11 protein-coding genes are annotated in these 12,761 nt (G+C 76.0%); 3 read left to right on the top strand and 8 right to left on the bottom strand.

Translation table 11 applies throughout. The features are described 5' to 3' along the window. Positions 1-12: 12 nt before the first annotated feature. The gene (locus ACH4PY_RS19050) at positions 13-510 is read right to left on the bottom strand and encodes a hypothetical protein (RefSeq protein WP_398183637.1); all 498 of its coding nucleotides are present in this window, start codon (positions 508-510) and stop codon (positions 13-15) included. A gap of 196 nt (positions 511-706) precedes the next feature. On the opposite strand from ACH4PY_RS19050, the gene ACH4PY_RS19045 reads away from it, so the two are divergent. The 3 genes from ACH4PY_RS19045 (at position 707) to ACH4PY_RS19035 (ending at position 5,649) form a co-directional block, all read left to right on the top strand. Next, positions 707-853: a hypothetical protein gene (locus ACH4PY_RS19045; protein ID WP_398183634.1), complete on the top strand. Its 147-nt coding sequence runs from the start codon at positions 707-709 to the stop codon at positions 851-853. Positions 854-1,062: 209 nt separating this feature from the next. Then, the gene (locus ACH4PY_RS19040; protein WP_398183631.1) at positions 1,063-3,900 is read left to right on the top strand and encodes an AAA family ATPase; all 2,838 of its coding nucleotides are present in this window, start codon (positions 1,063-1,065) and stop codon (positions 3,898-3,900) included. Positions 3,901-4,026: 126 nt separating this feature from the next. Continuing rightward, positions 4,027-5,649 carry a protease pro-enzyme activation domain-containing protein gene (locus ACH4PY_RS19035; RefSeq protein ID WP_398183629.1) on the top strand — a complete coding sequence of 541 codons (1,623 nt, stop codon included), beginning with the start codon at positions 4,027-4,029 and terminating at the stop codon, positions 5,647-5,649. A 74-nt stretch (positions 5,650-5,723) separates the two neighbouring features. Here ACH4PY_RS19035 and ACH4PY_RS19030 read toward each other — a convergent pair whose 3' ends face one another. From ACH4PY_RS19030 to ACH4PY_RS19000, 7 genes are read right to left on the bottom strand one after another with little or no spacing between them, the layout of a single operon-like run. After that, positions 5,724-6,887, bottom strand: a complete 1,164-nt coding sequence (locus ACH4PY_RS19030; RefSeq protein ID WP_398183626.1) for a M20 family metallopeptidase — start codon at positions 6,885-6,887, stop codon at positions 5,724-5,726. After that, positions 6,884-7,975: an LLM class flavin-dependent oxidoreductase gene (locus tag ACH4PY_RS19025; RefSeq protein WP_398183623.1), complete on the bottom strand. Its 1,092-nt coding sequence runs from the start codon at positions 7,973-7,975 to the stop codon at positions 6,884-6,886. The genes ACH4PY_RS19030 and ACH4PY_RS19025 overlap by 4 nt, the downstream gene beginning before the upstream one ends. Then, entirely contained in the window at positions 7,972-8,880 is a 909-nt protein-coding gene (locus ACH4PY_RS19020; protein WP_398183619.1) for an ABC transporter substrate-binding protein, read from the bottom strand. The genes ACH4PY_RS19025 and ACH4PY_RS19020 overlap by 4 nt, the downstream gene beginning before the upstream one ends. Next, on the bottom strand, positions 8,877-9,800 hold the full coding sequence (locus ACH4PY_RS19015; RefSeq protein WP_398183616.1) for an ATP-binding cassette domain-containing protein: 924 nt from the start codon (positions 9,798-9,800) through the stop codon (positions 8,877-8,879). The genes ACH4PY_RS19020 and ACH4PY_RS19015 overlap by 4 nt, the downstream gene beginning before the upstream one ends. Beyond that, complete coding sequence (locus tag ACH4PY_RS19010; protein ID WP_398183613.1) at positions 9,797-10,663, bottom strand: ABC transporter permease; 867 nt, start codon at positions 10,661-10,663, stop codon at positions 9,797-9,799. Before ACH4PY_RS19010 ends, ACH4PY_RS19015 begins: the two co-directional genes overlap by 4 nt. Continuing rightward, on the bottom strand, positions 10,660-11,688 hold the full coding sequence (locus tag ACH4PY_RS19005; RefSeq protein ID WP_398183609.1) for an NrtA/SsuA/CpmA family ABC transporter substrate-binding protein: 1,029 nt from the start codon (positions 11,686-11,688) through the stop codon (positions 10,660-10,662). The genes ACH4PY_RS19010 and ACH4PY_RS19005 overlap by 4 nt, the downstream gene beginning before the upstream one ends. Positions 11,689-11,728: 40 nt before the next feature. Next, positions 11,729-12,751 (bottom strand): ABC transporter substrate-binding protein, encoded by a 1,023-nt coding sequence (locus ACH4PY_RS19000; protein ID WP_398183607.1) that lies wholly within the window; start codon positions 12,749-12,751, stop codon positions 11,729-11,731. Positions 12,752-12,761 lie beyond the last annotated feature (10 nt).

The following is a 12,761-nucleotide window of genomic DNA, read 5'->3' as shown; positions in this document are numbered from 1 at the left end:
GGGGGTGGCGGGTCAGGCGAAGGGGGTTTCCACGAAGGAGACGCCGCCGCGCTCGCTCGGGGAGAGGGCGAGCCGCTGGGCGTGGCGCGGCGTCCGCCGTATGTACTGGTGGAATCCCGTGGACCGGAACGTGAGGTCGAAGGAGTGGCCCTCGATGTGCCATCGGGGGCCGCCGGGGCCGTCCTGCGGGGCGGAGCGCCGGATGTGGTCGATGTCGAGGCTCAGGGCCATGCCCTTGAGGTCGAGGTCGCCTTCGACGTCCCACACGTCGTCGAACACGAGCGTGGACGGGGCGATCCAGAAGGTGAAGTGCGTCCGCGGTGCGACCGGGTGCACCCAGCGGACGATGTAGTCGATGTCCAGGAGCAGGCGCGGCAGCGGGCCGTCCGTGACGGAGGGCTGGACGCAGAGTCCGTGGACGGTGGCGTCGTGCCATCCCATCGTGTCGAAGTCGGCGTCGCTCCAGACGCTCTTCGTCAGACCGGACTCCGAGTGGATGTCTTCGCTCATGGCGGCATCCAACCAGGGGCGGGCCCGGACCGGTCCGGTGGCGACGGCGCCGGCGCCGAAGGGTGGTTCACGGCAGGCTCCGCCGCCGGGCACGATCCGCGCCGGGGCGGCCGGCCCTGAACCGGTCAGAGGTTGGCGCGATGAGGCCGGGTCATTCACCATCGGCTCACAGGCACCGTCCCTAGTGTCCCGGCACATGTCGAGAACCTCTTCCGAAGAGCCTGACAACGCCGTCGTCTCCCGGCTCCTGACGCGCCGCCGGATGCTCGTCCTCGGTGGCGCCGCCGGTGCCGTCGCCCTCGGCGGGGCGGGGGCCGCCGCCCGCGCCGCCCCCACCGCCTGACACCCGCCCCGGCGGTCCTGCCGTCCGGCCGACCTGCCGTCCGAAGGCCCCTGGTGCGCCGGGGGCCTTCGGGCGCGTACGGGCCGGGTCGCGGAGCGTCCCGCGGCATTGACACACGGTATTCCGGTAGTTGTCATGAGCACATGGAATGGTCGAGGGTGCCGGCCGCCCCGTACGGACGGCGCGCGACCAGAAGGAGAGGCAACGACGTGCCGGACCCCGCCGCCCCCGAAGTCCCGTCCGGCCCGTTCGCCCCCCGCAGCGGGGGCGCAGGCCCCGCGCCGGACGGCGCGGCGGGGCGGGAGGCGCTGGTCCGGGAGGCGGCCGGCCGGCTGCGGGAGCGCGGCGCTCTGTTCGTGTACGGGCCCGCGGGCATCGGCAAGTCCACGCTGCTCGCGGCCGTGGCGGGCGCGCTGCGGTACGAGGGCGTGACCGTCCTGCGGTGCGCGCCCGCCGCGGAGGACGCGGAGCTGCCCTTCCTCGGCCTGGTCGACCTGTTCGCCCGGGTGCCGGACGCGCTGATCGGTGAGCTGCCCTCGGGACCGCGGACCGGCCTGCTGACCGCGCTGGGACGCGGCGGGGCGGGTCGGCCGGACCGGCTCATGGTGCGCGTCGGCGTCCTGGAGGTGCTGCGGCGGCTGGCCGCCGGGTCGCCCGTGCTGCTGCTCCTCGACGGCGTCCAGTGGCTCGACGAACCCAGCGCCGACGCCCTCGCGTTCGCGGCCCGGCGGACCGACGACGCCGACGTCCGGATCGCCGTCGCCCGGCGGACCGCGGAGGGGGAGCGGCCCGAGCGGACCGGCTGGCTGCCGCCGGACACCGCGGAACTGGCCGTACCGCCGCTGCCCGACGACGCGGTGGCCGGGCTGCTGCGCTCCGCCGGGGCCGGGCTGCCGCCGCGGGTGCTGCGGGCCGTGCTCCGTACGGCGGCCGGAAACCCCTGCTACGCCCTGGAACTGGCCCGGCACGCGCCCCGTGACGGGGTGCCCGCCGAGGACGGGGGCTTCCTCCCGGTGCCCGCCGCGCTGCGCGCCCGGGTGCTGGAGGGCGCCGCCGGTCTGTCCGCGTCCGCCCGCCGGGCCCTGCTCGTGGCGTGCCTGGCCGCGCGGCCGACGCTGCCGCTGCTGCGGGCCGCGGGTGTGACCGACCCGGAGGCCGCGCTCGCCGAGGCGGAACGCGCGGGCCTGGCCGCCGCGGACACCGCGCAGCGCGTGCGCTTCCGGCACCCGCTGGTGCGCGCGGCCCTGCACGGCGCGGCGGACGGGAGGGAGCGGCGGGCCGCGCACGCCCGGCTGGCCGAGGCCGTCACCGAACCCGCCGCGGCCGCACGCCACCTGGCGTTGGCCCACCCCGGCGAGGACGCCGCCGTCGCGGCGGCCGTGATGGCCGCCGCGCACGCCGCGCGCCGCGGCGGCGACCCGGACGCGGCCGTCGAACTCGCCGAGCTGGCACTGCGCAGGACACCGGCCGACCGGCCCGCCGACTACGACCAGCGCCTGCTGGACGCCGCCGACTTCGCCTGCGACGCCGGGCGGTGGGAGGAGTGCGAGCGCGCCGCGCGCACGGTGCTCGCGCACGCCGACTCCGCCCGGGGCCGGGTACGCGCCCGGCTGGTGCTGCTGCGCGGCGCGGGCCAGGCGCTGCGGGACCACGCCGAACTCATCGAGGAGGGCCTGCGCGACGCCGCCGGCGCGCCGGAGCTGGAGGCGCCGCTCTACCACTGGGCCGCGGTGCGCGGCCTGCTGACCGGCTCGCTGGACGAGGCGGCCCGGCACGCCGGGCACGCCGAGCGGTGCGCCGCCCGCGCGGGCAACAGCGGTCTGCGGATCGCCGCGCTCTCCACGCTCGCCCGGGTGCGCTCGCTCGCCGGTGAGGCGGCGGGGGCCGAGGCCGCGCTCGCGCGGGCGATGCGGCTCGCCGACGACGGCCCGCGCGGCCGCGACCTCAAGCGGATGCGGGCGGTGCTGGCCCTGGAGTCCGACCGGGTCGGCGAGGCCCGCCGCGACCTGGGCGACCTGCTCCTGGCGGCGGGGGAGTCGGACGGTGTGGAGGCGACCGTGGCCTCGCTGGTCGCGCTCACCCGCGCCCATGTGCGCGCCGGGGCCTGCCGGGAGGCGCTCGGCACCGCGGCCCGCTGCGCCGCGATCGCCGCGGAGGCGGGCATGGCGTCGGCGCCCGCCCTCTACGCGTCGGCTCTCGCGACGGCCTTCGGCGGCGCCGCGGCCGAGGCACGCCCGCTCGCCGCCCGCGCGGTGGCCGCCGCGCGCGAGGACGGCGACCAGCTCTTCCTGCTGCGCTCGCTGGCCGTGCTCGGGCAGATCGGCCTGCTCGCGGGCGAGCGCGCGCAGGTCGCCGAGGGGGCGGAGGCGCTGCGGGAGGCGGTGGACCTCGGCGCCTCGATGGGCGCCGCCGACCCCTGCCTGCTCGGCTGGTACGCCGACCTCGCCGAGGCGCTGGTGCGGCTCGGCGAGACCGCGGCCGCGGCGGGTGTGCTGCGGGCGGCCCGCGGGCGCGCCGGGCGGATGCCGGGCAGCGTGGTGGCCGCGTTCGACCGGGCCGAGGGGCTCCGTTCGGCGGCGGAGGGCCGGCCCGGCGAGGGCGCCCAGCTCCTGCGGTCCTCCGCCGAGCGCCTGCTGCCGCTGGATCTTCCGGTGGACCTGGTGCGCACCCTGACCGCGCTCGGTACGGTCGAGCGCCGGGCGCGGCACCGTACGGCCGCGCGCACCGTCCTCGCGCAGGCCCGGCAACTGGCCGCGGACGCCGGGGCGCTGCCGCTGGCCGAGCGCGCCGCCGCCGAACTCGCCCGGGTGGACGGGAGCGCGGGAGGCCTCGCGGTCACCGCGCTCACCCCGGCCGAGGCCAGGATCAGCGAGCTGGTCCGCGGCGGGGCGACCAACCGCGAGGTCGCCGCCCAGCTCTTCATCAGCGTCAAGACGGTCGAGGGCACGCTGTCGCGGCTCTACCGCAGATTCGGGGTGCGTTCCCGGACGGCGCTGGCACACGTCCTGGCCTCCATGCCGCAGACATCCCGGGAAACACATCCTTAACGGCAGGCGCAAGGGTTCCCACGCTTATGCCGCAACGCACCGCTGCCTAGCGTGGATCCGGCCCCATCAACCCGGAGCCGAACGATCTGGACCCGCACACGGACCAGACCCCCATGGAGGACCTCCGTGACCTTACGCCTGAAACTGCTGGCGGCCGCCGCCACCCCGGCCCTGCTGCTGGCAGCCGTACCCGCCGCCTTCGCCGCCCAGCCGGACACCGCCCGCGTCGCGCTGTCCGGCGACGTGCTCCCCGGTCTGAGCAGCCACGCCGTACGCACCGGCGCGGTCGCCGCGGGCGACCGGATATCCGTGGCCGTCAGCCTGACGCCCCGTGACAGCAAGGCGCTGGACGCCTTCGTCGCCCAGGTCAGCGACCCCGCGTCGGCCTCCTACGGCCACTACCTGACGAAGGCCCAGTTCGCCGCGCGCTTCGGCCGCAGCGACGCCGACGTCAAGAAGGTCACCGACTACCTGCGCGCACAGGGCCTCACGGTCGGCGCCGTGCACTCCGGCAACCTGCTGATCGACGCCCGCGGCACCGCCGCCCAGCTGCAGAAGGCCTTCGGCACCACGCTGTCGACCTGGAAGGACAGCGCCTCGGGCCGGTCCTTCTACGCCAACGACGCCGCGCCCTCGCTGCCCGGCTCGCTCGGCGCCCTCGTCAGCGACGTCTCCGGCCTCAACAGCCGCAACCAGCTCCACCACCAGGCGCCCTCCGCCGTCGCCCCGCGCAACGGCCCCGGCGGCGGCTACACCCCCGCCCAGATCAAGGGCGGCTACAACGTCTCGGGCACCTACACCGGCAGCGGCCAGCAGATCGCCCTGCTGGAGTTCGACGGCTTCCAGCAGTCGAACATCACCACCTACGACAGCCACTACGGCCTCGGCTCGTCGGCCCCCACCGTGCAGAAGGTGAGCGGCGGCTCCGGCCCGCTCGGCGGCGGCCAGATCGAGGTCGAGCTGGACATCGAGGTGCTCAACGCCATCGCCCCGGCGGCGAAGGTCACCGTCTTCGAGGGCCCGAACTCCGACGCCGGTGAGGTCGACACCTACCAGGCGATCGTGGACAGCGGCATCCCCGTGACGTCCATCAGCTGGGGCCTGGCCGAGACGGAGCGGACCAGCTCCAACATCAGCGCCGTCGACGCCGTCTTCGCCCAGGGCGCCGCCGAGGGCCTGAGCTTCTTCGCCGCCTCCGGCGACAGCGGCTCCGACGACGCTGGCAACGGCGGCACCTCCGTCGACTACCCGGCGAGCGACCCGTACGTCACCGGCGTCGGCGGCACCACCTTGACCGTCACCTCCGCCAACGCCTGGAGCCGGGAGACCGCGTGGTCCGGCGGTGGTGGCGGCAAGTCCGGCGTGTTCACCATCCCGAGCTGGCAGACGCCCGTCCAGAAGAGCCAGGGCGGCGGCAAGCGGCAGGTCCCGGACGTCGCGGCGCTGGCCAACCCCTCGCCCGGGGTGTCCATCTACTCCGAGGGCAGCTGGGGCCAGGTCGGCGGCACCAGCGCGGCGGCCCCCGAGTGGGCGGCGTTCGCAGCGCTCTACAACCAGCAGGCCGCGGCAGCCGGCAAGGCCCGGCTGGGCTTCGCCAACCCCGCCCTGTACAAGGCGAGCGGCACCGGCTTCCACGACGTCACCAGCGGCAGCAACGGCGCCTACTCCGCCGCCTCCGGCTGGGACTTCACCACCGGCTGGGGCTCGTACAACGCCGCCACGCTGGCGACGAAGCTGCTGAGCCAGTGAGCTGACCCGGCGGCGCGGCTCACCGCGGGGGCCCGGGTACGCGCGACGCGTACCCGGGCCCCACCCGCGCGCCGTCAGGCCGGGTCCTGCGCGCCGAGCCGGCGCAGCGCCAGCGCGGCGAGCAGGGCGGCGCCGTCCGGCAGCACCGCGTCGTCGAACACCGCGCCGGGCGCGTGGTTGCCGGGGGCGGTGTGCGGGTCGCGGCCGGGCGGGCATGCACCGAGGCTCGTCATCACCCCGGGGACCTCGGCCAGCACCCGCCCGATGTCGTCGGAGACGAGGGCGGGGCGGTCGCCGCGGACGAACCGCCCGGAACCGAACAGCTCCGTGACCGCCGCCCGGACGCGGTCGGCCTCCGCGGGGTCGTTCACGGTCGCGGGATAGCCGGGCGTGTACTCGATACGGGCCTCCAGCCCGTGGGCGGCGGCGACCGAGCGCGCGGCGTGCTGCGCGGCCTCCGCGAGCCGGGCCAGGGTGCCGTCCGACAGCGCCCGCAGCGTCGCCTCCAGACGGGCCCGGTCCGGGACGATCGCGGGCCGGGTCCCGGCGTGCACGGCGCCGACGGTGAGCACCACCGGGTCGAACGGGTCGAACCTGCGGGCGGGCAGCGCGCCGAGCAGGGTGACGAGTTCGGCGAGCGCCGGGACCGGGTCGCGGGTGCGGTGCGGCCAGGCGCCGTGGCCGCCGGTCCCGTGCAGGGTGACGGCGAGGGTGCCGTTCGCGGCGAGCGCGGGCCCCGCGGTGTTGGCGAACTGCCCGGCCGGCGCGTCGGCGGCGCAGTGCAGGGCGTACGCCGCGACGGGGCGGCTGCCGGTGGTCTCCAGCAGCCCTTCGGCCAGCATCAGCCGCGCCCCGTCGTGGCCCTCCTCGCCGGGCTGGAACATCAGCAGCACATCGCCGGCGAACCGGTCGCGCCGCGCGGCCAGCAGGTGCGCGGCGCCGACGAGCATCGCGGCGTGCTGGTCGTGGCCGCAGGTGTGCCGGGGGCCGTCGGCGAACTCCAGCGCGTCCAGGTCGGCGCGCAGCAGCACGGTCGGGCCCGGGCGCGTACCCGACACGACGCCCACCACGGAGGTGAGCGCCGTGCCCGTGCGCAGCTCCAGCCCGAGGCCGTCGAGCGCGTCCAGCACCGCCCGCTGGGTGCGCGGCAGGTGCAGACCGGTCTCCGGGCGCTCGTGCAGGGTGCGGCGCAGACGCTCCAGGCCGAGCAGCCGCGCGTCCGCGAGCAGACCGCTCACCGTACGGCGCCGCGCAGCGCGGGCAGCACGGTCTCGGCGATCCGGTAGGACTCCTCCAGCAGCGGGTTGCCGGACAGGATGAAGGTGTCCACCCCGAGGTCCTGGAACTCCCGCAGCCGGGCCACCACCTGCGCGGTGCTGCCGACCACGGCGGTGCCCGGACCGGGGCGGAACAGGCTCATACCGGGCCACAGGTTGGGGTGCTTCTCCAGTTCCCGGGCGTGCGCGGGCACCCGGCCGCCGTGCTGGCGGAACTGCCGTGCCCAGCCCTCGCCGTCCTTGCTCTCCGGGTCGCCCAGCATCCGCGCGTAGGTGGCCTGGCTGGTGACGTCCAGCAGCCGGTCCGCCGCCGCCCACGCCTCGTCCTCGGTGTCCCGGACGATGAGGTGCAGCCGCAGGCCCAGGCGCAGCTCCCGGCCGTGGTGGGCGGCGCGTTCGCGGACCTGCCTGAGCTTGTCCTCCAGCAGGTGCGGCGGTTCGCCCCAGGTGAGGTAGACGTCGACGTGCTCGGCGGCCATCTCGATGCCGGCCGGGGAGGATCCGCCGAACCACAGCGGGGTGTGCGCGCCGCCCTGGATCGGGGCCAGCTCGCGCAGTCCCGCGCCGGCCTGCGTCAGCTCGTAGAAGCGGCCCTTGTGGTCGAAGACCTCGCCCGCGGTGAGCCGCTTGACGATGTCCCAGTACTCGCCGCTGAGCTGGTAGCGCTCGTCGTGCTCCAGGTGCAGCCCGGCCTGGCGCAGCGCCTCGGTGGAGCCGTTGACGACGTTGAAGCGCAGCCGGTCGGGGCCGAACAGGTGGCTGAAGGTGAGCGCGGTCTTGGCCAGCACGGTCGGGGAGATCAGGCCGGGGTGCACGGCGAGCAGCGGCTTGAAGCTCGGCCTGGTCACGGCGGCGACCGCGGACGCCAGCGGCCACACGTCGTACAGGTCGGTGGCGAACAGCGCCCCGTCGTAGCCGAGGCGGTCGACGGCCACGCCCAGCTGCTGGAGGTAGGCGAGGTCGACGGCCCGGCGGCCTTCGGGTTCCCAGGGGTAGGCGCCCTCGCGCGGGATGATGTACCAGAGGATCTCGGGGCTGGGCACGGTCACTTCTCCGGGGAGTCGGCGGTCTGGAGGGCCTGCGCGGCGACGGCGTCGAGCCCCGGGTGGCGGGCGTCGGCGACCGTGACCGGCCGGGGCAGGAAGCCGGCCGCGGCGAGGATGTCCGCCGCCTCCTGCTGCTCGGCGACGAAGGCGTCGGAGACGGGTTCGAGCCGCCACGGCAGCGCCGCGAGGGCCTCGCGCCAGTCGGCCGCCGTACCTCCCTGGTCCGCCGCCGCGATCGCGGCGGCCTCGTCCAGGTGCCCCGCGGCCCAGGCGTCGGCCGCCGCGAGCGCCCGGACGATCAGCCCGGCCAGCTCGGGGCGGCTGTCGGCGACGTCGCGGCGGGTGAAGAAGACCGAGCGGTCGGCGATCAGCTCGCCCGCCTCGGCCAGCGTGCGGACCCGGCCCTCGCGGCGCGCCGCGGTCAGCTCCGCGCCCTGTCCGACCCAGGCGTCGGTCCGGCCGTCCAGCAGCGCCCGGTACGACCCGGCGGTGGAGCGCTCGGCGGTGATGTCGGCGCCGTAGGACAGGCCCTGCCCGGCGAGCGCCTTGGCGACGAAGTGGGTCTGCCAGGAGCCGATCGCCAGGTGGACGGTGCGGCCCTTGAGGTCGGCGAGCGAGGTGATGTCGCCGTCCGCGCGGACCAGCAGGGCGCCGTGGCCGGGCCGCGGCGCCGAGACGGCCGCGTACACCAGGTCGTGCCCGGCGGCCTGCGCGGACAGCGGTGGCGTGGAGCCGGTGCCGCCGAAGTCGATGGTGTCGTCGGCGAGGGCCGCGGCGGTGTCCAGCCCGCCGATCCGGTGCCAGGCGGCGGTCTCGCCGTGCGCGGCGAGCAGCTCTTCGAGCAGGCCGAGCCGGGAGAGGTGGTAGAGCGACGGATTGGCCGGGTGGACGCCGATGTTGACGGTCATGCGGAGGGCTCCTCGGTGGTGGCCGGTGCGGTGGTGTGCGGTGCGGTGGCGTGCGGTGCGGTGGTGTGCGGGGCCGCCGGCGTGGCCCGTTCGGTGGCCCGCGCGGCGGGAATCGTGGCGGGCTTCGTGGCGGGGCCGGTCGCGGTGGGGTCCGGGGTCCGGTGGACGCCGAGTTCGGTGAGCAGCCGGGTGCGCAGCGCGGCGAAGCCCGGGTCGGCGCTGTCGCGCGGGTGGTCGATGCCGATGCGCTCGTCCACCGCGAGCCGCCCGTCCCGCAGCACGGCCACCCGGTCGGCGAGCCTGATCGCCTCGTCGACGTCGTGGGTGACGAGCAGCACCGCGGGCCGGTGGCGGCGGCACAGCTCGCCGACCAGGTCGTGCATCCGCAGCCGGGTCAGGGCGTCGAGCGCGGCGAACGGCTCGTCGAGCAGCAGCAGTTCCGGCTCCCGGATGAGCGCGCGGGCCAGGGCCACGCGCTGCGCCTCGCCGCCGGACAGCGTGCCGGGCCAGGCGTCGGCGTGCCGTTCGAGGCCCACCTCGGCGAGGGCGCGGCGCCCGGTCTCCCGGGTGTGCGGGCCGCGCGGCAGTGCGACGGTGACGTTGCCGAGCACCTTCTTGGACGGGACGAGGCGCGGCTCCTGGAAGACCACGGTGCGCGACCGCGGGACGAGCACGGTGCCGGCGTCGTGCCGGTCCAGCGCCCCGAGGATGCGCAGCAGCGTGGTCTTGCCCGTGCCGCTCGCGCCGAGCAGCGCCAGGAACTCGCCCTGCGCGATGTCGAGGTCGAGCCCGTCCAGCACGTGGCGGGCGCCGAAGGTGCGGCGCAGCCCCCGGATGCGGACGGCGGCGGCGCGGCCGCCCGGCGGCTGCTCCCCGGCGGGGGGCTGCGGGGTGTCCCGCACGGCCGTGATCTCGCTCATCGGGCGGCTTCCTGTGTGCGCCACGGCATCAGCAGCCTTTCCAGCACGCGGGCGACACCGTCGGCGAGCAGCCCGATGAGGGCGTAGACCAGGATGCAGACGGTGAGGATGTCGGTGCGCGAGTACTCCTGGGCGGTGGACATCAGGTAGCCGATGCCCGCCGTCGAGTTGATCTCCTCGGCGGCGATCAGCGCGATGACGCTGAGCGTCATCGACAGCCGCAGGCCCGACAGGAGCGCGGGCAGCGCCCCGGGGAGCACGACCTCCCGGACCAGCGCCAGCCGGCCCATGCCGAAGCTGCGCATCGCCTCGACAAGCTTGCGGTCGGTGCTGCGCACCCCGCCCGCCGCCGAGACGTACATCGGGAAGCTGGTCGCCACCGCGATCAGCACCACCCGGGCGGTCTCGCCGATGCCGAACCACACCATGAACAGCGGCACCAGCGACAGGAAGGGGATGGTGCGCAGCAACTGGAGGGAGGAGTCGAGGAGTTCCTCGCCGAGCCGGGAGAAGCCGGTGACCACACCGAGCACCAGCCCGGCCGACGCGCCGAATGCCAGGCCCAGTCCGGCCCGGGTGAGGGACACCTTCAGGGCGTCGCCCAGCTGGCCGCTGCTCCACAGCTCCCGGAAGGCGGAGGCCACCTGGCCGGGCGAGGCGAGCAGCGACGAGCTGAGCGTCCCGGTCGCGGACGTCACGTACCAGGCCAGCAGCAGGGCCAGCGGGCCGAGCAGGCGCAGGCCCACGCTGAGCGCGCGCGGGCGCGGGCGCGCAAGACGGGGGTTCGGGGCGACCAGGTCCGGGGCCTGCGGGTCGGCGGAGGTGCCGAGGGCCGGGGCGAGCGCTCCGGGCGGGGTGCTCATTTCGCGGCCGCCGCGGGAGCGGTGATGTCGATGACGTAGGGCGTGACGTCGAGCGTGCCCTTGGTGATCTTCTGGTCGGCGAAGAACCGCGCGACGGTCGCGAAGTGCGCGAGCTGGGTGGCGCCGATGGGCTGCGCGGTGCCGAGGGCCTTGTCGATCGGCAGCTCCACGGCCTTCTGGGCGGGGCTCACGGCCTCCGGACCGGAGGTCGTCTTGACGTTGAGGTACGCCTCCGGGTTCTTCTGCTGCTCGATCCCGGCCTGGTGCAGGTAGTCGTAGAGGGCCTTGACGACCTCGGGGTGGTCCTTGGCGAAGCCGTTGCGGACGGCCCAGACGGCGTAGTTCTCCGAGCCGACCTGGCCGCCGGTGGTCAGGAAGCGGGCGCCGGAGTTGGCGACCGCGGGGATCGAGTACGTGGCCCAGGTGGACCAGGCGTCCACCTGCCCGGAGTTGAAGACCGGGCCGATCTGGTTGGGCTGGAGGTAGACGCGGGTGACCCGGTCCACCGGCACGTGGTTCTGCTCCAGCGCCTTGAGCAGCAGGTACTCGCTGGTGCCGCCGTGCCACACCGCGACCTTCTTCCCGGCCAGGTCGCTGATGCTGTTGATGCCGGAGTCCTTCTTCACCAGGATGCCCTCGCCGAGCTGGTCGGGGTCCACGGCGGCGAAGAGCTTGAAGCCGGGCGACTGGGCGAGGGCGGCGATCGCCGAGGTGATCGAGCCCTCGGCGACGTCCAGCGCGTCGGCGTCGAGTTCCTGCGCGGCGGGGGCGAACGCCCCGGCCGTCCCGGTCCACGCCACCTTGGCGTGCACCTTGGCCAGTGCCTTGTCGAGCGAGCCGTCCTTGCGGGCCAGCGCGAGCACCCCGGAGTTGCCGCCGTCGGGGATGCGGACGGTGACGGTGGGGCCGCCGCCCGGACCGGCGGCGTCCGTGCGGGCCGAGCCGCCGGACGAGGAGGAGCAGGCGGCCAGGCTCAGGGCGGCGAGCAGGGACGTGGTGGCGAGGGTGAGCTGACGGACGTTCACGTGGTTCTCCAGGAGGTGGCCGGCCGGATGCGGCGCGGGTTCAGGGGGCGGGGGAGGGGGCGGAGGCGCGGGCGGCGAGCAGCTCGCGGGCCCGCCGCAGCGGCTCGTGGTCCGCCCAGGCGGCGACGTCCACCGGGGCGGCCAGGAAGCCGTGGCCGTGCAGGAAGCGCTCCTGCTCGGCGAGCAGCGCGAGCCGCTCCTGGCTCAGGTCGAGGCGCAGGCTGCCCGCGGTGCCGGCGCGGTAGGCACCGGCCACGCCCTCGGGGCCCGCCCCGGTCTCGGCGCCCAGGATGCGGGTCACCTCGGCGGGGTGGTCCGCGGCCCAGGAAGCCGCGTCGAGCAGCACGGCGAGGAAGCGCGCCACCAGGTCGGGGTGCTCGTCCAGCAGCCGCTGGTGGACGGTGATCGGGCGCGGGGTGCCGTTGTTGACCCGCGACCGGCGGTCCGGCGCGGCGTCCAGGTCGATCGCGACCTCGGCCCCGTACCGGCGGGCGGCCTCGACGGCGACCGCGCCCTTGACGTAGATGGCGTCGACCCGCCCGTCCCGCAGCGCCGCCAGCTCACCCTCCCACTGGCCCTGCCGGACACCGGGGACCTCGACGATCTCGGCGTCGTCCAGGGTGAGTCCGGCCAGGCCCAGCGCCCCGGCGTGGCCGTGCAGCGCCATGGCCCGCCAGAAGTCGATGGCGATGTCGTGCCGCGGCACGGCCAGCCGGGCGCCGCGCAACTGCTCGGGCGAGCGCGGGCCGCCGCCCTGCCGGACCAGGATCGACTGCCGCTCCTCGATCCAGGTCAGCGCGATCAGCCGGGTGGCCTCGCCGCGCGAACGGGCCCATAGCGCGGGGACGTTGCCGCCCTCGCGGAAGAGCGCGGGCAGCTCGTGCGTGAAGTGGCTGAGCGGGAGGCCGCCGCCGGACCCGGCGTCGGGCGCGGCGTCGGCGAGCGAGCGCACCGAGATGCCGTCGGGGGCGAACTCCGCGGCCAGGGTGCCGCGGTCGGCGGCGATGCCGGTGGCGGTCGGGACGGGGCAGCGGGTGAACCAGATCTCGTCCGGAACGGACATGGGTGCTCCA

Source organism: Streptomyces sp. NPDC021224, from assembly GCF_044332905.1.
Lineage (GTDB): Bacteria > Actinomycetota > Actinomycetes > Streptomycetales > Streptomycetaceae > Actinacidiphila.
Note: the sequence above shows the minus strand (reverse complement) of the source record. Positions and strands in the feature narration are given on the sequence as shown.

Excerpts from the sequence above, each read along its gene's own strand:
- ACH4PY_RS19050 (WP_398183637.1), bottom strand. The coding sequence starts at position 510 with ATGAGCGAAGACATCCACTCGGAGTCCGGTCTGACGAAGAGCGTCTGG.
- ACH4PY_RS19045 (WP_398183634.1), top strand. The coding sequence starts at position 707 with ATGTCGAGAACCTCTTCCGAAGAGCCTGACAACGCCGTCGTCTCCCGG.
- ACH4PY_RS19020 (WP_398183619.1), bottom strand. The coding sequence starts at position 8,880 with ATGACCGTCAACATCGGCGTCCACCCGGCCAATCCGTCGCTCTACCAC.
- ACH4PY_RS19015 (WP_398183616.1), bottom strand. The coding sequence starts at position 9,800 with ATGAGCGAGATCACGGCCGTGCGGGACACCCCGCAGCCCCCCGCCGGG.
- ACH4PY_RS19010 (WP_398183613.1), bottom strand. The coding sequence starts at position 10,663 with ATGAGCACCCCGCCCGGAGCGCTCGCCCCGGCCCTCGGCACCTCCGCC.
- ACH4PY_RS19000 (WP_398183607.1), bottom strand. The coding sequence starts at position 12,751 with ATGTCCGTTCCGGACGAGATCTGGTTCACCCGCTGCCCCGTCCCGACC.